The following is a 21,111-nucleotide window of genomic DNA, read 5'->3' on the forward strand; positions in this document are numbered from 1 at the left end:
AGTTTTGGATCAGGGACCCGTATTACCCGAAAGGATGATGAATCAATGCAGCGAAAATTAAATCTGCTACTCCTCTTGTTCAGTCTGATTGGCGGAGCGGTCGCCTTTTGTTTAGGCGAGCTTCTGCTGGGCCGTCTGCTCGGAGAATGGCCTTCCATTCTGGTCATCGGCCTTTATTTTGCCATAGTGGCGCTTGGCATGGGGCTCGGCAGTCTGCTGGCGGAGATAATTTCGCCCAGACTGAACGGCTGGTCGTGGCGCCAGCGCTACCTTGGCTTATCGTGGAAGCTGCTCCCGCTGGCCGTTGTTATCCTGCTGGGCGTGGGGATATTGATGGAGTTCGTATATGAACTTAATTTCGGCAGCCTGAAGCCGGTCAAGGATATCGTGATGGTCATTGACGATTCCGGCAGCATGGAGCAGAGCGATCCCGGCAACAGCCGCTACTCGGCAGCCCGGGACCTCGTGATGCGGATGGATGGGGATAACAAGGTCGCCGTACTGACGTTCAGCGATGAGGCGACGGTCGTTCAGCCTCTGACTTCACTTGCGAAGGCGGGGAACCGGGAGCAGGTGACGTCAGCGATTAACACTCTGCGGACGACCCAGGGCGGAACGAATCTCAGCGGCGCGCTGTCGGAGGCGCTGAATGTCATTAACGGCGACAGTGCCGCCGGCCGTGGAGCGATGGTTATTCTGTTGTCGGACGGAGTGAGCCGGCTTGATGCCAGTGCGGAGCTTCAGGCGTATGTGGACCGCGGTATCGCGGTCAACACGATCGGACTCAGCCTGAGCGATCCTTCTGGTCCTGCCCTGCTGAAGTCAATCGCCGCTACAACCGGCGGACAATATTATGATGTGACCGACGCGAACCGGCTGGCCGACATCTTCCGCCAGATTTACGACCGGCTCGGCGACCGGACGCTGGTTACGGAGCGGACGGACAACACACAGCACAGCCCTTACTACGGGGCCCTGCGTATTCTGTCGCTTGTATTGATCGGCGCCGCGCTCGGGCTCGGGCTCGGCATCGTCTTCGACAACCGTCACCTGGCCAAGAGTTTCGGCCTGGGAGGCATCGTGTCCGGTTTCCTGGCCGGCCTCACGCTGGAATACGGCCTGAGCAGCCATGGCTTCCTGAATGCGATGGTACGGCTGCTTGCCGTGCTGCTTCTGACGGGCGTAATCGCGCTGTTTACCGCAATCATTCCGGTGGGAGAAGGGCGACTGACCCGGAGGGGACGCGGAGAAACGCAGCCGTCCCCGCGGCCGTCGGAGGGCTTTCCTACACGCGGTAAGCGGAGCAGCAAAGGCTTCTAACAGCAAGATAAAGATCACTAGGAAAGGGGCTGTGCGGCGATGAGGTACATCGAGCATTCACCGGACTTGCTGGCGATCACGGATATAACCTCGCGTGTGGAGGACCGGACCTGTACGCTCAGATGGCGCTGGCCGGACGGTCTGCAGGCCGTCTATATCCACAAAGGCCCCGGCGGCGGAGATCAACCCGAAGAGGAAAGCCCTCCTGGCGGATTGAAGCTGTATACGCGTGAAGAATACAAGGCGGGCGGCGGTTATCATGACCGTCTGGAAGAAATCGGTCTGGTCGTCTATACCGTGTTTGCCCGGGTTACGGAGAATGGGGAGACACTGCTGGTCCGCCAGAGGGACGGCGCGAACCGTACGACCGTCAGCGCGGGCAAGGCCCGGATCTATTACGCGATTGACCGCAAGCGGGGCTTGTTCCGCAAGGAACAGACCGTACATATGACCGTTACGGCGGAAGTTCCGGTCGGCAGGGAGGTCCTGTGCTATGTCAAAAAGCGCGGCGGTTATCCGGCGGATAAAGAGGACGGCATCCTCTTTCCCTTTGTCCAGGATTTCGCGCCCGGCCGCAACGCTCTTCCGCCGATTGAGATCGGAAAGGATGATCACATCCGTATCTTTTTTACCGACGGGCCGAAGTATGGCCGCTACTATGAGCTAGTGCCGGAATGATTTATGAACTTATGACTTTTCGGGGCCCGCAAAGCACCTGAGTAAGCTTCGAGGCCAAGGCTGCACTTTGCGGGGCTGTTTTGAAATATAACGTACCTGCGTTTTGAAAAGACGCCGTCAGGCGTTTCTTCTTAGGAGGGAGAACATATGTCCTTTTTCAGCCGCTTTTTAAAAAAGAACCAGCCGCAGCCGCGGCCGCTTTTTTATGATATCGTATGCCCGTACTGCTTCAGCAAATTTGCGCCATCGGATGTGGTCTTTCGGGCCGCGCACAGCCGGGAGGACGACGAAGATTACGCGCTGGGTGAAGACGATGCGCTCAATAGATACCGCGAGCGGTTCGGACTTGACTCGGTGGACGATCTCGAAGCGATAATTCCGCCGTCCGACATTCCGGAGGAGCATCATCATTATACCGATCATGTGCTGACCGGCCTTACCGACCGCTATGGGAAGCTTACGCGCAGACGTCTCTGCCCATACTGCCACAACGAGCTGCCGGTGACGGCGGGGAAGGTGCCGAGCAACATCATTTCGATTATCGGCGCGTCTCAGGTCGGCAAATCGGTCTATATGACCTCGCTGATCCACACGCTTCAGCATACGACAGCCGGACATTTCGACGCCGCCTGCATGCCGCTGAACGCCGAAATCAGCCGTAAATTCCGCAGTTTGTACGAGGACCCGCTGTTCGAACGCGGAGATCTGCTGTCTTCGACCCAGAAGGAGAAGATGCAGGAGCCTTTTATTTTTCAATTCGTGTTCAAGAACGAGGAGAAGCCGCCGCTGACGCTCGTCTTCTTCGATGTCGCGGGCGAGGGCATGGTCGATCAGGACTACCTCGGGCTGCACGGCCAGCATATCAAAAATTCGGCGGGCATCCTGTTCATGGTCGATCCGCTGCAAATCCGCTCCATCCGTGAGAAAATCCGCATCAATATCGGCGACCGACCCGGCGAATGGGTATCACAGTATGATGAACCCCGGGACGTGGTGCTGACGATGTTCGGCGATTTCATCGCCTATCAGGAGAAGAGCAGAACGGATATTCCAACCGCCGTTGTGCTGACCAAGAGCGATATGCTGCACTCGCTGAAGGACGAGGACGGAGATTACATTAAAGCGAACAGTAATGTGTTCAACAATTACGTTCACCGCGGGACGCTGAATATGGACGAGGTTGGCAATATCGACGGCGAGATCCGCCGTTTTATCGGGAAGGTGGACCGTCCGTTCAAGGATACGATGGATGTGTATTTCTCCAATACCGCCTACTTCGCGGTTTCGGCGCTTGGCAGCAATCCCGTCGATCAGAAAATCGAGGGCGTTGTCAGTCCCATCCGGGTGGACGAACCATTCCTGTGGCTGCTGCACAAGCTGAAATTCATCGAGGGGAGCGATTAAGCGGTGAGTATTCATTCGGAAGCCGGAATCGCCCAGCAGATGTATACGCGTGAACGGCGCGGCATCTACCGCTCTACTGAGGGATTTGACACGGTGGCGAAGTCGGAGAGTCTGGACAATAATTTCGTCAAAAAAATACTGCATCCCTTCTGCCTGTACGACGCTCCGGCGGAGCTGGCGGCAAAAGGCGAGAAAGACGAGTCGCAGTATCCGCCCGCGCTGCATTTGTTCCACCTTGAGAGCGGGGAGACGGTGCTTGGGCAAAGCGTCTTCCAGGCGGCGGATTTCACGGGGCTGCGCAGCGCTTTTTTCACTCATAACTATATTCTTCCCGCCTCACGCGCCGAAGAAATCGTCCGGGATTATGGCGGTTATTTGCACGCGGACTTTGCGAATGGGTTCAGTGGAGAACCGGCGCAAGCTCTGCCAGTGCTGAGCGGCATCCCTGTACTGCACCAAAACCGCCCAAGGCCGGCAGATGTCCTGAAATCGCTGGGCATTGACGAAGGAATGTTCAAAAGCCTGCTCCAGGCGGTCATGCAATCGGTGTCCGGCAAAAAGAAGATTTATATATCGCTTAACGTCCCGGTTAGCGAGCTGTCGGCGCGGGCGGCCGACTTGACCGAAGTGCTGCTGAGCTGTCTTCCCTTTGAATTCCGGCGCAGACTCGGCGTCATTACGTATGCGAAGGAGCCGCAAAGCCGTAAATACATCCACCTGACGTTCGTGGAGACAGGATCGCTGCGCCCCGGCGACCGGGCGACGGAGAAGGATTTTATCTTCGATTTCGCCGCCGGACGAACGCTGAACGCGGATTTTGCCTCCGCTCCGCAGCCATTTCTGGAGCTTGCTTGGGAGCTGCTGCACGCACCCAAGGCCGCAGATGATTTTGCCGTGTTTGCGGATATGATGCTGGGAGGACAGAGCACGGAGCGGAAGCTGTCGCTTGGGGCCTATAACGAGCTGACCGTTTTTTACCGGATTGAGCAGGGAAATGAAGCTTTATACACGGAGAACAAAAGCGCTGTGCTCAGCGGGCTGCTGGGCTATCTGGATGGAGAAGGGGCGCTGGAATCGAAAATCCGGCTGAATGATCTGTTCCTGGAGCGCTTTGACCGCGAGTTCGATGCCGTGCGGCAGAAAAACATTCCGGAGAAGGCGGTGCTGGAGAGCTTCCGGGATTACTTTTCACTCAAGGGACATAACTACCGGACGCGCATTGTGGATTATTTCATCAACGGGATGCTGAACGCGCAGAATGCGGGCCGCGAGGATGCGCTGTCGGCAGCTTACAGTGTGATTGAAAGCAGCGGGGAGCTGGCAGCCGCCTTCTTCGGCAAGCTGCTGACGACGTCGGTCTTTGCCCGGCTGCTGTTCCAGCCTTATGTGGATCTCAGGCTTGCAGCCGCCGCGAGAGCCGCAGACCTGCTGGAATTTGTCGCGCATTGGGACAGGTTCATGCCGGAAGCGCTGAGGCAGCCCGCCGTCGTTGACGGCCTTAGGGACTATCTGCCCGAGAAGCTGGAGCGGGAGCGCGATCCTGTGGCGGCTGTGGCGGCGATCCATGATTACATCGAACAAGCGGAGAAAGACCGCCGCCGGAGAGCTGGAATCCGTCCCCAAGCTTTGGCGCTTCAAAAGGAATTAGCCGCTGCTGCGGACCGGTATTTGCTGGACCGCATTTCGCTTGCCGACATTACCGAGGAGGAGCTGCTGGAGCTGTCGTTCGTCCGCTATTCCCTCGATATGGGCGAGTGGGACCCGCCGCTTGATCTGCAGAGCGGACGGAAGGCGAATGTGCTGCGCGCCGCGTACCGCTGGTTCGGCGAAGAGAATCCGGATGCGCATGTTTTTGACGGATTGTCCCCGCAGGAGATGGACGATGTGCAGCTGCTCGGACGGCGCTGGCTGAAGGAGGGCCAGGGGATGGAGCCATTCGCCCGCCTGCCGCTTGCCTTTTACTACAGCCATTCCCACGAGGGAGGTCCGCTAGTGTACGACGCGCTGCTGGAGCATATCCGCCGCAAAGCGGATGGCGATAAAGAGGCAGTGTACCGCTTTCTGGCCTGGTCGCAGGATAGTCCGCTATTTTCCATTTCCTCCAAGAAGCTTCATCCGGGCTACCGGCGGGCTATTCTGAAATATTTTGCGGGCCATGACCGTGAAGCGTTCAAGAACCGCGATTTCCGTAAAAATTATATGACCGCGGCCGGACCCGCTCTGCAAAGCGTCTACGGCGAAGCCCGGTCGCAGCTGGCCTCGCCGCTAGTGAGCTGGATGCGCCGCAGCAGGTCTCGGCTGATGCTCCTTGGCACGGCGGTCATCTTTCTGCTGGCCGCCGGAGTTCTGGCCGCCAGCTTGCTGAAAGGCGGCGGAGACGAAGCCGCTCCGGCAGCCTCGCCGCAGCCTTCGCCTTCGCAGGGGGCGGGCAACGTGAGTTATCCCGAAGCTGCGGCGTATCTTGAGCCAGGCGACGGTACGGGCGGAAGCTCGCTGATGTTCGCCTTCGCCTCTGCTGACGCCTGCCGGGAGTTTAACCCTGCGGAGATTAAAGTGGATTCCGGCACAGGAGAGGCTGTCATCTATAAAGTTGGCGGTCTGGACCATAGCTGTGGGGCTCCCGTATCCCCAGCCCCTTCGGGCGCCGCAGACGCGGGAGATTCCGGAACGGCAGGCGTTACGGGAACGGCGGTGGACGGAAGCGGCGGAACGGGCGGGAAAGGAACGGATGGAAATCCGGCGGACGCAGAAGCCCATGCGGAAGGAACGGCATCCGGCGGAGCGTCTTCGCCGGCTTCGGCTGCTCCAACGGATTCTATGGAAGATGCGGCCGGAGCAGCCGGTTCGCCTTCACCGTCAGGAGAGCCGCTTGCCGCTTCTAGTGCGCCGGTGTCTCCTGTCCCATCAGATAACGGCTCCGCATCGTCAGGACCGGCACCTTACCAGGTGAGGATAACACTGGTTTCTTCTCCTAAGCTAACTGCCGGAAGCATGATCGAGGCCGAAGACTACACGCTGGTTCTGATGGATGATCCGCGTCCGGCATCATCTCCGGCGGCTTCCGCAAGTCCGAGCCCGGCGGCGAAGTAACGGGTGAGCCTCCCGCTTATTTTCACGGCCGAATATCTGGAAATGTATGGACAACCCCTCCAATAACCGATATGATAAAAATTGTCGAAAATTTAATATATTCTTAAAAAGGTGCGGGTCTTGAAAGCCCGCTTAAAAGGGAAGCCGGTTGGAGTCCGGCGCGGTCCCGCCACTGTATTTGCGGAGCAATCCTCTGAAATCTGCCACTGTTCACATAGAGCGGGAAGGCGAGAGGGAGCGATGAGGCATGAGCCAGGAGACCTGCCTTTTCTAGTCAAGGCCCGGGTGCCCTTCGGGGGGTGAGGACATCTGGGCATTCATACGCGGCTGATGCTGAGGCTCATCTTCTAAGGCATCGGTTCCGGCCCGGATTACTGAAAGACCGTCCCTCTTTGGGGCGGTTTTTTCTTGAAATATAAGAATTTACAAGTTGAGCGCTTATCAAGTTGTCTTATATTTCTACGAGAAACGGTACCTAAAAGCGATACTCGTATCGCCACATCGGAAGCTTAAGCTGCTAAAAGGACGGCGAAGCCGTTTCTTCTTGCTTGAGAGACTCCCACAAATTCAGGAGAAAGAGGTTGAGGAATGAAGAGCAGGATTTCTTCTAAAATGTTTGCGCTGGGAATGGCCTTATTGATGATTTTCTCATTGCTGGGCGCGCCGTTTCCGGCGGGACGGGGGTATGCCGAGACGGCGGCTGCCGGTTATCAGGAAGCGGGCGTTACGGATGCCTTGTACGCTGCGGACGCGGGTTCATCATCACAGTCGATCAGCGTAACCGATGCCGTGTATTCTGCGGCGGAGTATATTCTGAAGCAGGGCGTAACTTCGGATTGGCAGGCGATCGGCTTGGCCCAGGCCGGATACAAAGTGCCGGATTCTTACGGGGCCGCGCTTCAGAATACAGTAAAGAATGCAGGGGGGAATTTCTCTGCAGTAACGGATTACGCCCGAATCGCTCTGGCAGTTAAAGCGATCGGCCACGACCCGACCAATATTGAAGGATATAATCTGATCGGGTCTATCTACAATAGCGACGGAATTATCGGCCAAAGCCTGAACAACACCGTCTACGGATTGATCGCGCTGGATTCCGGCAGCTATACGGTGCCGTCTGATGCGAAATGGACCCGAGATAAGCTGGTTCAAGAGATTCTATCCGCACAAAATGTTGATGGAGGATTCCCTCTCATTACAGGGGGACCAAGCGGGCCTGATACTACGGCAATGGCTTTGGCTGCCCTGTCTCCCTACAAGAGCGATCCGACTGTCGCCACCGCCGGGCAAAAAGCGGTACAGTGGCTGTCCAATCAGCAGAATACGGCCCACGCAGGCTATGGAGACAGCAGCGAAAGCGTCTCGCAGGCCGTTATCGGGCTGACGGCATATGGCGTTGATCCGGCCGGTTCCGGCTTCACCAAGAACGGCGGCAATCTGATCAGCCGCTTGATGAGCTTTAGGGCGGCGGACGGAAGCTTCGCCCATATGGCGGGTGAAGGAAGCAACGCTTTAGCCACGGAGCAGGCGCTGCAGGCGCTGGTCGCCTACAACCTGTTCATCCGCGGCGGCGACAGCAACCTGTATGATTTTATTGATCATCCGCCGGCCGTGCATCCGCTTGTCCATGTGACCGTAGCCATCGAAGGGCCGGAGGCGTCCTTGGGTGAGGGCAGTGTGTACGGCAGCAGCGCTTTAGATGCGCTGAACAAGCTGGCGGAAGCCAAGGGAATTGCGGTTGTCAGCACATCAAGCCAATACGGCACCTATATCAGCGAGATAGGCGGTATCCAACAGAAGAAATACGGCGGCTATGACGGCTAGATGTATATCGTTCAGCGCGGCGGTCAATGGGTCAGCGGTTACAGCGCTATTGACGAATTTGCGCTTCAGGATGGGGACCGGCTCTACGTCTATTACGGAGATTACGGTGTCACCCAGCTGGTGGATTCCGTAACGCTATCGCCGGTTACGCCGAAGGAAGGCAAGCCTCTTGAAGTAACGGTTCGTAAAAAGACATGGGACTTTAACGGAAATCCCGTAGTTGCGGCAGCTTCCGGGGTTACCGTCTCCATCGGCGGCAAAACGGTTGTTACGAACGATCAGGGCACAGCGTTCTTTGGAACTGATCTGACGCCGGGAACACAGTCGCTTCTAATTACCGGCTACCAGGACAATGCTGCGCCGACTGTCGTGCGTTACACTGGATCTGTTACGGTTTTGCCGAAGGAAGTGCAGGTTTCTTTATCGGTAGAAGGGCCGCAGGGAACGCTCGCAGAAGGCCCGGTAGGCGCGTCCAATGCGCTTGAGGCGCTGCAAAGACTGGCTGAAGCCAAACATATTGCGCTGGATATTACGCAATCGTCGTTCGGCAGCTTTATCAGCGGCATCGGCGGAATCAGCGGCGACATAAACAACTGGTGGTCGTTTGTCGTTCAACGCGGGGGCGAATGGATTTATCCGAGCGTCGGATTAGGCGACTTTGAGCTTCAGGCTTCGGACAAGGTGCTGGTCTACTACGGCGGATACTCGACCCAGGTTGTCCACTCTTTGGAGCTGTCGCCTTCGCAGCCTCAGCCGGGGCAGGCTTTTACGGTTAAAGTCACTCAAGTTCAATGGATGTGGAATAACGCTACCTTCAGCTCTGATCCTGTTACTTCACCGGCAGTCGGGGCGAAGGTAAGTGTCGGCGGACAGACAGCGGAAACGAACGCCGAGGGCATTGCTTCTTTGAGCGGGCTTTCGGCGGGAAGCTATACGGTTGAAGTGACGGGTTACCAGGCGGGCGGTGCGCCAAGCTTGGCGCGATATACGCAGCAGTTGGCCATTTCCGCGCCGCCGGCGGTTTCGGAGGCAACCATTTCCGTTGTCGGCGATAGCGTAAAAGGAACGATTCTTTCAAGAACTTCCGTTACGCTGGGTACGGGGGATACTCCGTACAGTCTGCTTCTCCGGACGCTTGGCAGCGGCAAAGTAGGGGCGCGGACAAGTTCGGGAGGCGTATACGTCTATTCAATTGACGGCCTGGCCGAATTTGACCGGGGCGGCGAGAGCGGCTGGAAGTATTTCGTTAATGGAAGCGAACCGTCTGTCAGCGCCGATAAGTATGTGCTCCAGGCCGGAGACGAGGTACTGTGGAAGTATGTTACCTCATCGTCGGAAACGTCGGCCGGCGGCGCTTCAGGCGCAGGGGCAGCCGAACCTTCCGGTGTGGCGATTACTTCCGCCAATACGCTGCCGCTGAATCAGGTTGGCGCAACAACGGCTGTCAGCGGCACGCCGATGACGGCGGAGAAATCCGCCGAACTGGCCAAGACGCTGGCGGCGAACAGCGTATCCTTGGCGCAGCTGGCCACCTCGGCGGGCGCTATCTTGAAGGATGCGGCGGGCGAGGTGCAGCTGCAAATTCCAGCAGGCGCGGTGGAAGGCAGCGCTGTTACCATTGGTGTGCAGGAGCAGCCTTCATCCCGGCCGGAGCTGGTATCCGGCTTGTATGAGTTCACACCGAATGGAACGAAATTTACGAAGCCTACGGATTTGTCCATCCAAATTCCCGTAGTGACGCGGAATCCGCAAAATCTGGCGCTTGCCTGGCTGGATGAAAATACGAATCAATGGATTCCGGTTCCGGCCGTGCTAGATCTGTCGACGGGAACGATTACCGGCAAAGTGAGCCATTTTACCAAATATGCCGTAGTCGACCGCAGCAAATGGGAGCCATCTGGAAGCGCAGTAACAGCCGATATTTCGGCCGCGGCGAAATGGATCTTGTCGGCGGGTGAACTTAGCGACTGGCAGGCCTTCGGCCTGGCCCGTTCCGGCCATGCGCTTCCGTCAGGATATCTAGCCGGTGTGCTAAGACAAATATCAGAGAGCAAGGGCGAATTCCGCAAGGTGACCGATTACGAGCGGCTGGCGCTCTCGATCGCCGCTGCCGGCGGAGATCCGAGAAATGCGGCGGGATATGATCTGATCGCCAAAATCTATAATAACAAGAATCTCACGAACCAAGGCAGCAACGGACCGATCTTTGCGCTTCTTGCGCTGGACAGCGGAAACTATTCCGTTCCGGCGGATGCGGCATGGACCGAGTCCAAGCTGGTTCAGTGGATATTGGATATACAGAACGCGGACGGAGGCTCCCCGCTGACTAAGGGCGGCGAGAGCAACGCGGACCTTACCGCGATGGCGGTCGCCGCGCTGTCCGCGCACAAGGAAGAAACCGGCGTGCAGGCATCTGTTGATAAAGCGGTGGCCTGGCTCTCGGCGCAGCAGCTTGAAGACGGCGGCTACAAGCTGTCCGGAGAAGAGAACAGCGAAAGCGTGTCGCAGGTTATCATCGCCCTTTCCGCAGCAGGAATAGGACCGGGTGACGCGCGATTTGTCAAAGCGAAGGGTACCCTGCTGGGCAATCTAGCGGCCTTTAAGCGCAGCGATGGCGGCTACGCGCATACGGCGGATGGCGGCAGCAGCGGACTTGCGACCGAACAGGCGCTGCTTGCCCTGACGGCGTATGACCTGTATCTGAACGGAAAAGGAAAGCTGTACAGCACAGCTGAAGCCCCGGCAGCAGCCGGAATCGTATTCGCCGACGAGAATCAAATTTCGGCATGGGCGCTGTCCTCGGTACATGAAGCCTATGACAAGAAATGGATGGAGGGCGTAGGCGGCGTGAATCCTGCGTTTGCACCGAAATCGGCGATTACCCGGGCGCAGTTTGCAGCCCTGCTCGTCAGATTAACCGGCAATACGCCTGCTGCTTCCCCGGCGGTTTCCGGCTTTGACGACGTAAAATCCAATTCATGGTATTATGGATATGTGATGAAAGCCAAAGAGCTTGGGGTAATCGGCGGAGTAACGGCTGCTTCGTTCAAGCCGAACCAGTCGATCAGCCGCCAGGATATGGCGGTGATGATTGCGCGGGCCTACAAGCTGTCTCCTTCGTCCAAAGCATCCTTCAAGGACGGCGCTGCAATCGGCAGTTACGCACTTGACGCGGTGAACGCGGTAACGGAGAAGGGATATATGACCGGCTTCGGGGGCGCGTTTGATCCAAATGGCGTCGTAACGCGGGAAATGGCGGCCGTTGTGGCGGCCAGACTGCCTTAGTCTGCCGGAGCCGCTGATGGAGCGGCTGGACGCTGCGATTGTCTGCGGGGGCAGTGCCTCGCGCTCGATCGGCAACCTTAGAAAAGGGCCGATCTCAGGTAAACCGATGATGCAAGCAGGAAAATGTCCCCTTTATTTTTGCTAAAAGGATGTTTACGGTTAATCGAACTGGAAAAACTCCGGTTAATCGGCCGATTTTCCTTTGTTTCGGGCTAATTCCCCGGATTTAGATGGAGATTTTCCCGTTTGATCTTCCCGGCGGCCTTTTTACTGATGGATAAGCGGGAGAAATTCCGCTCTGCCCATTCCGAATGGAATCATACAAGCATTAATACAATGAACGGGGGCGCTCTGCTGCCCTCGTTCTTTCCCTTTAAAATACGCGTTTCTTCTTATGCGGAGGTGTTTCAATTATGATGTCAATCCAAGCAGCGGGCGCCCGCTCCATAGCGCCCCTTCTGCTGGCAGCCGCGCTGCTGCTGTCCGGCTGCGCGCCGGACCGTGACGAGGCGGCGGCAACGAGTCCGCCGCCAAGCCCCGCCGCCGGCCAAGCCCCCGGCGGCACCGCAGCCCCGGCTTCGGCTCTGCCCGAAGCCGGGACAGGCACTCCCGGCGCAAGTCCCGCGCCGGGCACCGCAGCAGCGGCTGCATCCGCCGCTGCGCCAGCCTCGGCCGGGCCTTCCGCTGAAGCGGCCCGGCCACAGTCTCCCGGCGCTTCGCAGCCGCCGGGAGACCGCGCCGCCGCGCCATCGGCGGCGGCGCAGACCGCCGGGGCCGCTTCGCCCGGCCCGGCGTCCAAGAGCACGCAGCCGCCCGCTGCGGCGGCTGCCCCACAGGCTGCGCCGAAGCCCCCTGCGGCCGCGAAACCGGCCGCCCCGGCGCAGCCGAAGCCTACGGCGACGGCGGCCAGCCCATCGCCGTCATCCGGCGGCGACAAGCCCGCCGCCGAGCAAAACGCCGTCACCATGTCCATTGTTGGTGACGACGAGCTTGGAACCATTCTGCCCCCCACCTCGGTAGAGGTAAAGGAGGGCGACAGCGCACTGGATGTGCTGAAGCGGGTGACCCGGCAGCATAAAATCCAGATGGAATACCGTGGCGTGGGCGCCGCCGGTTACGTGGAAGGTATCAACAACCTGTACGAGATGGACCGGGGCGCCGAAAGCGGCTGGATGTACCGCGTGAACGGCAAGTTCCCGAGCGAGAGCTCCGGGGCTTATAAGCTGAAGCCGGGAGATACGGTCGAATGGCTGTATACGCTCGATATGGGCAAGGATCTGGGAGCCTCCAAATGAGCGGCTTCCGGTCCATGCATCCGGCGGTGGCCGCCTTGTATTACGCCGGGCTGCTGATGTTCACGCTGCTGCTGTTTCATCCGGTATTCCTGGTGACCGAAACCCTGGTCCTGCTCGGCCTGATGCTGCTGCAGGGACAGGGTCGGCGGATAGCGGGCAGCCTGGCTTTTTGCCTGATTATCGCTGTTCCCGCCGCCCTGCTAAACCCGCTGTTCTCGCATAGAGGAGCCGTAATCCTGTTTTATTTCATGGATCAGCCGATTACGCTGGAAGCTGTATTGTACGGGCTGATGATGATGGCCCTGCTGATCGCCGTATTTGTAATTTTTCTTTCGTACAACTATACAGTAACACCGGATAAATTCATGTACCTGTTCGCGTCTGCTGCTCCCAAAAGCGCCCTGCTTGCGCTCATGACGCTCCGCTTCATTCCGCTGTTTCAGCGGCGGCTGCGCCGGATTGCACTGATTCAGGGGGCGCGCGGCGTTTCGATTCGCGAGGGCAGTCTGCGCTCCCGCATGTCGGACGGGATGACGCTGCTGAAGACGCTGCTCACCTGGTCGCTGGAGGAAGCGCTGCAGACTGCCGACTCGATGAAAGCGCGCGGATATGGCATCCGCCGCCGATCCTCCTATGCGGTGCATAGACTTGACCGGAGAGATATTTGGGTCCTGGCGGGGATGGGAGCCGGAGCTTTGGGTACCTTATGGGGCTGGTCTCAAGGATATGGCATGCTGATGCTGTATCCCCGGATGAAGCCGCCGGCATTTAGCTGGCAGGAAGCGGCGATGTACGCCGCCTTCTGTCTGTTCACGGCTCTCCCCCTCTGGGTGGAAGGAAAGGAGAAATGGTTATGGAGATCGTCCGCGCGCGTGAACTATTCTTCCGCTACCCAGGGGAAGAAAGGGCTTCACTGGACGGGCTATCCTTTGGAATAAAAGAAGGCGAGTTCGTCGTTCTGTGCGGCCCGTCCGGCAGCGGAAAAACGACGCTGCTGCGGCATTTGAAGCGGGAGCTGACTCCGGTGGGAGAAGGGAGCGGCACGATTTTTTACCGTGGCCGGGAACTTTCGCAGCTATCGCCAGAGACCGCGGCCGGGGAAATCGGGATGGTCTTTCAGAATCCGGAGGCGCAGATCGTGATGGAGACGGTATGGCAGGAGCTTGCCTTTTCCATGGAAAATCTGGGTCTCCCCCCGTCCGTCATGCGCGGCAGGCTGGCGGAAATCGCCGGGCTGTTCGGTCTGGAGCCGCTGCTGTACAAGCCGGTTCACGAACTGTCCGGCGGACAGAAGCAGCTCGTCAATCTGGCGTCCGTCCTGCTGCTGCATCCCCGGCTGCTGCTGCTGGACGAGCCGACCTCCCAGCTTGACCCCGTGGCGGCGCGCGAGTTCATTTATCTGCTGCGCCGCCTAAACGAGGAGCTGGCGATGACGGTTATTTTAAGCGAGCACCGTCTGGAAGAAGCGCTGCCGCTGGCGGACCGTGTGCTGCTGATGGAGAACGGCAGGCTAGCGGCGGATGGCAGTCCCCGCGAAATCGTGGGGGCAGCATGGAGCGGGCTCGGTGAAGGGCATCACGCCTATCTGCCGGCCGCTTCGCGCCTGTACCTGGCGCTGTCTTCCGGGCCTGCCGATGTACAGCCGGACAGACTTCCGCTGACCGTGCGGGAAGGCAAACGGTGGCTGGAGTCAGCGATTGAGGAAGGGCAACCGGCGCTGCCGGTCTCTGCGGCCGGGTCCGCCTTGAGCATTGGCCGCCGGGAAATGAATGAGGCCGATCCAACTCGGGCGGTCGTGGCCCGACTGGGCGGGATCGGTATAGGTAATAGGCTTGAAGACACGGGGGCGATGGAGAACGGCAGCGCCGGAACTTCAATTTCCCGATCCAGATCCCGATCCGGTTCCGGCGTTTTCGCGCGGGAGGCCCAATCATCGGCCCCTGAGGTGCTGCTCGAATGCCGGGAAGTAACATTCCGTTACGAGAAGGACGGTCCGGAGATATTGAAGAAGCTGGATTTCTCGCTGCATCGGGGAGAGCTTACCGCTATCCTTGGCGGTAACGGCGCGGGCAAGTCCACACTGCTGCAGCTGATGGCTGGGCTGCTTAAGCCGCAGCGGGGCCAGGCGGTGCTGCCAAAAGGCGTCACTGCCGGCTATCTGGCGCAAAATCCGCTGCTGTATTTCAGCCATGACACAGTGTCGGAAGAATTGCGGCATATGGCAAAGTACGCGGGACTGTCCGCCTCGGAGGGCGAGCGGGAGATTGCCTCGCTGGTGGAAGCCTTCGGGCTTGGAGCGGTGCTCGGCAGCCATCCGCATGATATCAGCGGCGGCGAGCAGCAGAAGGCGGCGCTAGCCATGGTGCTGCTGCTGCGGCCGGATATTCTGCTGCTGGATGAGCCGACCAAAGGGCTTGATCCCGCCGCCAAGGAGCATTTGGCGGAGCTTCTAGGATCGCTTGTCGATTCCGGCAAAAGCGTAACGTTCGTTACGCATGACGTCGAATTTGCCGCGCGGCACGCTTCCCGCTGCGCCATGCTGTTTGACGGAAGCATGGCGGCGGAAGGGACGCCGGAGGCTTTTTTCGGCGCGAATTATTTCTACACGACAGCTGTCAACCGGATGGTCCGGGACCGGCTGCCGCAAGCATTAACCATTGAGGATGTGATGGCACAGTGGCACGAATTCGTCTCCCGGTCCTGATTGCGCTTGGCCTGTTTGTAGGCGCGCTCGCGCTGTCCTCCGCGCTCAAGGACCGCCACTATCTGCTGCTGAGCCTGGTGCTGCTCTGCGCCGCGCTGCTTCCAATATTTCTAAGGCTGGAACGCCGCAAGCTGGAGCCCCGCGAGCTGGTGCTGCTTGCCGTTCTTGCCGCGATTGCCGCCGTCAGCCGCATTCCGTTCGCGGCCCTGCCCAGCGTTAAGCCGGTATCGGCCATTGTGATTTTATCGGCGTATGTATTCGGGGCGGAAGCGGGCTTTCTGATCGGGGCGGTGGCCGCCCTTGTCTCGAATCTGTATTTCGGTCAGGGGCCGTGGACGCCGTGGCAGATGTTCGCCTGGGGGATGGTCGGGCTTACCGCCGGCTGGCTGCGAAACACGCGCTGGATGAGAACAAGGCCCGGGCTGCTGCTGTTTGGCTTTGTATGGGGATTTTTATTCGGGTGGATCATGAATATTTGGCATCTGATCGGCTTGCCCGATGCTTTCAGTCTTGGGCTCGTTGCGACCGTATACGGGGCCAGCTTCTATTTCGATTTAGCGCATGCGCTATCCAACGTCGTCTTTCTGTCCATTTTGGCAGGAGGCTGGATCAAGGTGCTTGAACGTTTTCGCAAAAAATACGGGCTGCTGCGTTAGAGAAATTCTGACGTGTCCATAACAAGCCGGCGGATCATTGATCCGCGCGGCTTTTTTTGTTCAAAAATTGTTGTCGATTTTCAAATTCAAATTATTTATTTTACATAGAGTTTTGCCGATAAAGAATTGTATATGTAAAAAGTCACCCGGAGAGTGAGGATTGCAATGAGAAATTTGAGATTAAAGTATAAAATGGGAATTATTATGCTTATCGTCCTGTTTGCGCTGATCAGTATCGGAGTAATAGGGATCGTTACCGGCCAGCAGCTGGCGGACCGTTCCAAAGTGATGTATGAGAAGAACCTGCTGCCCGTTATGTGGACCGCTCAAATCCGGATCAACAACGGTTTGATCGAATCCGATTTGCTGGAGCTCATGATGACGGAAGATGGGGCAAGAAATGCGAGTCTTGTCAAGGATATCGAATTGAAGAAGGCGAGTAACGATGCTCTGTCGAAGAAGCTGCTTAACGTTACTTTTAGTTCAGCCGAAGCCTTAAATAGATTAAAAGAGTATGAATCGCTGCTTTCGGAATACCGGACCCAAAGAGAGAAGATTGTTACGCTGGCCAAGGCTAACCACAATGCGGAGGCGTATGTCCTTTTTTCCGGAAATTTCAGTACTCTGCGCAGCAAGATGATAAATCTGCTCGGCAATACGGGCAGTCTTCTTCAACGGGATGCCGAGAAGCAGTACGCGGAAGCAACGGCAACAGCCCGGAATACACGGAACCTGAACATTGTGCTGATTATTGTCTTTACCCTCCTTACTCAGGCGGGAGCCTACTTTATCGTCCGCATGATTACGAAGCCTTTGGCCGAACTGGGGAAGACCATGGAGCAGGCGGAGCAGGGAGACTTGACGGTTACGGCGGCGTACAGCTCCAAGGATGAAATCGGTCATATCAGCGACTCATTTAACGGCATGGTGGCGAGCCTGCGCCGTATGATGCAGAGCGTGTCGGAGAGTGCGGAGACTTTGTCAGCTTCTTCCGAGCAGATGACCGCTAGCGCCGAGCAGACCTCGCTGGCTTCCAATTTGATTGCTTCCACTGCTTCGGAGCTGGCGACAGGGTTTGAAACGCAGGTGTACAGCATAGCTGAGACGAATGCTTCCATTCAGGCGATGTCGCAGGATATCTCGTCGGTGGAGAGCGGGAGCGAGCAGATGTCGGTTCTGATGGCGAAGGCGGCGGACTCTGCTGATCACGGAGCAGAGCAGGTCAACCGTATTGCGGAGCAAATGACGCAGATCAACACAAACGTGACCGAAACGCAGCAGATTATCGCATCTTTGGCCAAACTGTCCGGGGAAATCAGCGACATCATTACGACGATTAACGGAATTGCGGGGCAGACGAACCTGCTGTCTCTCAATGCTTCCATTGAAGCTGCCAGGGCAGGCGAGGTCGGACGAGGGTTTGCCGTTGTAGCGGGAGAGATCCGGAAGCTGTCCGAGGAGACGGCCAAGAGCTCGGATCATATTACCGGTATTATAACGCAAATTCAGCAGCAGACCGGAGAAGCCGTAGAGTCGATGGCTCAAGGGGCGCGGCTTGCGACAGAGGGAGTGGCCGGCAGCGGTGAAATTTCCGAGGCATTCTCCCAAATCGTAGTTTCCATTCAGGACGCCATCCGGCAGACCGAAAGCATAAATAAAGTTGTAGGACATGTTTCCGAAGAATGCGGAGATTTGGTCGCCGTTATGGAAATGGTGAACGAAATCTCGCAAAAGGGCGGAGCGGGCGTCGAGGATGTCAGCGCGTCCACCCAGGAACAGATGTCGGCAATGGAGGAGATGTCGAGCTCAGCCCGTTATCTGTCTTCGCTCGCGGAGGAACTGCAGAAGAATCTTGCCGGATTCAAGCTGTAAGTCCGCTGTCGTTTGCGGGCTTAAATGAAATAGGCGGTGATCAGGTCCCGTATGGGCCAGGTCGCCGCCTATTTCGCGTCAAAAAACAAAAGCGCCCCAGCCGCGGCAGCGGCCAAGACGCTTAGAGAGAAAACGGAAATTAACTGTACCAGCCCCACACAAAGATGAAGAGCGTGCCGAAGATGGTGACGAGACCGACGAACAGCGCATAGGCGATGTTGATGTACAGCTCTTTTTTCGTATCGGCCGATTCCCCGATGTGCATAAACAGGAACAGCTGCAGGGAAGCCTGAATCAGAGCGGTAACGACCAGAATGGCTATATTTGCGGCATGGGAGAAGTCACCGTAAATGACAGCCAGCGCTGCGGCGGAAAGGACCAAAGAGGCGATATAGCCTATCACATGGCGAACGGGAAACAACTGCTTCATCATGTCACATCAGTCCTTTCAGATAGACGAAGCTGAAGATGAAAATCCAGACAACGTCTAGGAAGTGCCAGTACAGCGAGAAGATAAACGATTTATTGGCCGTAGCCGGGTTGATTCCTCTCCGCATGAGCTGGATCATAATCGCCGCGCCCCACAGGAAACCGAAGGTAACGTGGGCGCCGTGAGTGCCGAGCAGTACGAACAGACTGGACAGGAACGCGCTCGTTTGAAGCGTCGCTCCCTCGTGCACGTAAGTCACGAACTCCGTAATTTCGATGCCAAGGAAGCCGAGGCCCATCAGCAGCGTGATGCCGAAGAAGACGAGCATGGCTCTCTTATATTGATGGCGCATGGCGTGAACGGCCAGGCCGATCGTAAAGGAACTGGTGAGCAGCAGGAACGTCTCAATCAGCACCGGGCCGATCTCGAACAGCTCGCTTCCGCTGGGACCGTCCGCAAAACGGTTCGCCAGAACGAAGAATACGGTAAACAGTGTGGCGAACAGCGCAATTTCCGCTCCCAGGAAGACCCAGAAGCCGAAGATGCGGTTGCTGTTCTCATGTGTGCCATACTCAAGCGGTTTGGAGGTATCTACTTTCATAGCGTTCCACCCCCCAGTTTCTTTTCTGTCTTGATGACTTTATCCGCCGGAATATAGAAGCCGTGATCGCGGTCGAAGGACATCGCCGCCAGCACAATCAGGACGCCAATGCCGGCAACAATCGCCGGAATCCACATGCTGAATACCAGGAAGAATCCAAGGAAGAAGAAGACGACGCCAAGGACAAAAGGTTTACCCGTGTTGCTCGGCATATGGATCTTCGTAATCTGATCTTCAAACAGCGGCTGCTTGTCGTATTTCATGGCCCAGAAAGCATCAAGCGATTTGACATTCGGAACAACCGCGAAGTTGTATTCCGGGATCGGACTATGGGTCGCCCATTCCAGCGTGCGGGCATCCCATGGATCGCCGGTCTTGTCTCGCGGCATATAGCGTGTGCTCCAGTAAATGTTATACACCAGAATGGCGAACCCGATCGCAAGTCCGAGCGCGCCGGCGAACGAGATCATGTTAAGCGGACCGAAGCCTGTTTCCGCGGAATACGTGTACATCCGGCGGGTCATGCCCATGAGTCCGAGAATGAACAGCGGGAAGAAGGCTACGTTAAAGGAAATAATAATCCACCAGAAGGCATGCTTGCCGAGACGTTCATTCAGGCGGAAGCCGAACACTTTAGGGAACCAATAGTGGAAGCCCGCGATAACGGCGAATACGGCGCCCGGAATCAGAACGTAGTGGAAATGCGCGACCAGGAACATTGTGTTATGGTACTGATAGTCGGCGCTGGCCATGGCCAGCATAACGCCGGTAACGCCGCCGATCGTGAAGATCGGAATGAAGGCCAAAGAGTACAACATGGGCGTTGTGAAGCTGATCCGGCCTTTGCGCAGGGTGAACAGCCAGTTGAATATCTTGACCCCGGTCGGCACGGCAATGGCCATCGTCGAAATCGAGAAGAAGCTGTTGACCATAACGCCCTGACCCATCGTGTAGAAGTGATGCGCCCAGACGACAAAGGACAGCAGGGAGATAATCAGCATACTGGCGACCATGGAGGTGTAGCCGTACAGATTTTTCTTGGAAAAGGTTGCGATAATCTCACTGTAAATACCGAAGGCCGGCAAAATAACGATGTATACCTCCGGATGGCCCCATACCCAGAACAGGTTGGCCCAGAGCATATCCATGCCGCCGTTAGCCATCGTAAAGAACTGGGAGCCGAACAGGCGGTCGAACATCATCAGCGCCAGCGCCACGGTCAGAACCGGGAAGGCGAAGACGATAATAACGTTCGTAATCAGCACGGACCAGGTGAACATCGGCATGCGCATCAGCTTCATGCCCGGTGCGCGCATCTTCAGAATTGTCACGATAAAGTTGACGCCTGTTATCAGCGTGCCGATACCGGAAATCTGCAGCGCCAGCGAGTAGTAGTTATTGCCGACAGTCGGGCTGAACTCCAGGCTCGCCAGCGGGAAGTAGGCGGACCAGCCGGCATCCGGCGACCCGCCGATGACGAACGAAATATTCAGCAGCATGGCTCCGAAGAAGAAGAGCCAGAAGCTGACCGCGTTAAGACGCGGGAAGGCGACGTCGCGCGCGCCGATTTGCAGCGGCACGACGACGTTCATAAGACCGATAATAAAGGGCATGGCCATGAACAGAATCATAATCAGACCGTGGGTCGTAAAGACCTCATTGTAATGCTGCGCGTCAAGAAATTTCATGTCCGGCGCGGCGGTCTGCAGACGCATCATCAATGCGTCGATGCCTCCGCGGAACAGCATAAGCAGGGCGGCCAGGATGTACATGACGCCGATCCGCTTGTGATCCACGGTGGTCAGCCATTCCCGCCACAGCCATCCCCATTTTCTAAACACGGTTAAACCCACGACAATCCCGATCGATGCCAGGGCAATGCTGATCATCGCCCCGTAGATCAGGGGTTCGCCGTGAACCTTGAATTTTTCCAAATCAAAATTCATTGGGAG

The 21,111-nt window shown here is 57.3% G+C and carries 14 protein-coding genes and 1 riboswitch; of the genes, 11 read left to right on the plus strand and 3 right to left on the minus strand.

Annotated features, from left to right (window positions below; translation table 11 throughout):
- Positions 1-45 precede the first annotated feature (45 nt).
- The 11 genes from PDUR_RS05560 (at position 46) to PDUR_RS05610 (ending at position 18,128) form a co-directional block, all read left to right on the plus strand.
- Positions 46-1,320, plus strand: a complete 1,275-nt coding sequence (locus PDUR_RS05560; RefSeq protein ID WP_042205425.1) for a vWA domain-containing protein — start codon at positions 46-48, stop codon at positions 1,318-1,320.
- 39 nt (positions 1,321-1,359) lie between these two features.
- On the plus strand, positions 1,360-1,998 hold the full coding sequence (locus tag PDUR_RS05565; RefSeq protein WP_042205426.1) for a hypothetical protein: 639 nt from the start codon (positions 1,360-1,362) through the stop codon (positions 1,996-1,998).
- Positions 1,999-2,145: 147 nt separating this feature from the next.
- Complete coding sequence (locus tag PDUR_RS05570; RefSeq protein WP_042205427.1) at positions 2,146-3,402, plus strand: TRAFAC clade GTPase domain-containing protein; 1,257 nt, start codon at positions 2,146-2,148, stop codon at positions 3,400-3,402.
- A gap of 3 nt (positions 3,403-3,405) precedes the next feature.
- Positions 3,406-6,492 (plus strand): GAP1-N2 domain-containing protein, encoded by a 3,087-nt coding sequence (locus PDUR_RS05575; protein WP_052410072.1) that lies wholly within the window; start codon positions 3,406-3,408, stop codon positions 6,490-6,492.
- Positions 6,493-6,584: 92 nt separating this feature from the next.
- Positions 6,585-6,775: riboswitch (cobalamin riboswitch) on the plus strand.
- A gap of 305 nt (positions 6,776-7,080) precedes the next feature.
- A complete protein-coding gene (locus tag PDUR_RS27115) occupies positions 7,081-8,316 on the plus strand; it encodes a prenyltransferase/squalene oxidase repeat-containing protein (RefSeq protein WP_052410073.1) in 1,236 nt (411 codons plus the stop codon).
- On the plus strand, positions 8,317-11,601 hold the full coding sequence (locus PDUR_RS27120) for an S-layer homology domain-containing protein (RefSeq protein ID WP_052410074.1): 3,285 nt from the start codon (positions 8,317-8,319) through the stop codon (positions 11,599-11,601).
- Positions 11,602-12,014: 413 nt separating this feature from the next.
- A complete protein-coding gene (locus PDUR_RS05590) occupies positions 12,015-12,896 on the plus strand; it encodes a DUF4430 domain-containing protein (protein WP_052410075.1) in 882 nt (293 codons plus the stop codon).
- Entirely contained in the window at positions 12,893-13,834 is a 942-nt protein-coding gene (locus tag PDUR_RS05595) for an energy-coupling factor transporter transmembrane component T (protein WP_052410076.1), read from the plus strand. Before PDUR_RS05590 ends, PDUR_RS05595 begins: the two co-directional genes overlap by 4 nt.
- On the plus strand, positions 13,750-15,600 hold the full coding sequence (locus tag PDUR_RS05600) for an ABC transporter ATP-binding protein (RefSeq protein WP_042205428.1): 1,851 nt from the start codon (positions 13,750-13,752) through the stop codon (positions 15,598-15,600). Before PDUR_RS05595 ends, PDUR_RS05600 begins: the two co-directional genes overlap by 85 nt.
- A complete protein-coding gene (locus PDUR_RS05605) occupies positions 15,573-16,256 on the plus strand; it encodes an ECF transporter S component (protein WP_042205429.1) in 684 nt (227 codons plus the stop codon). Before PDUR_RS05600 ends, PDUR_RS05605 begins: the two co-directional genes overlap by 28 nt.
- A 165-nt stretch (positions 16,257-16,421) precedes the next feature.
- Positions 16,422-18,128: a methyl-accepting chemotaxis protein gene (locus PDUR_RS05610; protein WP_042205430.1), complete on the plus strand. Its 1,707-nt coding sequence runs from the start codon at positions 16,422-16,424 to the stop codon at positions 18,126-18,128.
- Between the two features lie 139 nt (positions 18,129-18,267).
- Here PDUR_RS05610 and qoxD read toward each other — a convergent pair whose 3' ends face one another.
- From qoxD to qoxB, 3 genes are read right to left on the minus strand one after another with little or no spacing between them, the layout of a single operon-like run.
- Positions 18,268-18,561 (minus strand): cytochrome aa3 quinol oxidase subunit IV, encoded by a 294-nt coding sequence (gene qoxD, locus PDUR_RS05615; protein WP_179945181.1) that lies wholly within the window; start codon positions 18,559-18,561, stop codon positions 18,268-18,270.
- 1 nt (position 18,562) lies between these two features.
- Positions 18,563-19,159 (minus strand): cytochrome aa3 quinol oxidase subunit III, encoded by a 597-nt coding sequence (qoxC, locus tag PDUR_RS05620; protein WP_042205431.1) that lies wholly within the window; start codon positions 19,157-19,159, stop codon positions 18,563-18,565.
- The gene (gene qoxB / locus PDUR_RS05625) at positions 19,156-21,105 is read right to left on the minus strand and encodes a cytochrome aa3 quinol oxidase subunit I (protein WP_042205432.1); all 1,950 of its coding nucleotides are present in this window, start codon (positions 21,103-21,105) and stop codon (positions 19,156-19,158) included. The genes qoxC and qoxB overlap by 4 nt, the downstream gene beginning before the upstream one ends.
- Positions 21,106-21,111: the final 6 nt, after the last annotated feature.

It is taken from the genome of Paenibacillus durus (genome assembly GCF_000756615.1).
GTDB lineage: Bacteria > Bacillota > Bacilli > Paenibacillales > Paenibacillaceae > Paenibacillus_AQ > Paenibacillus_AQ durus.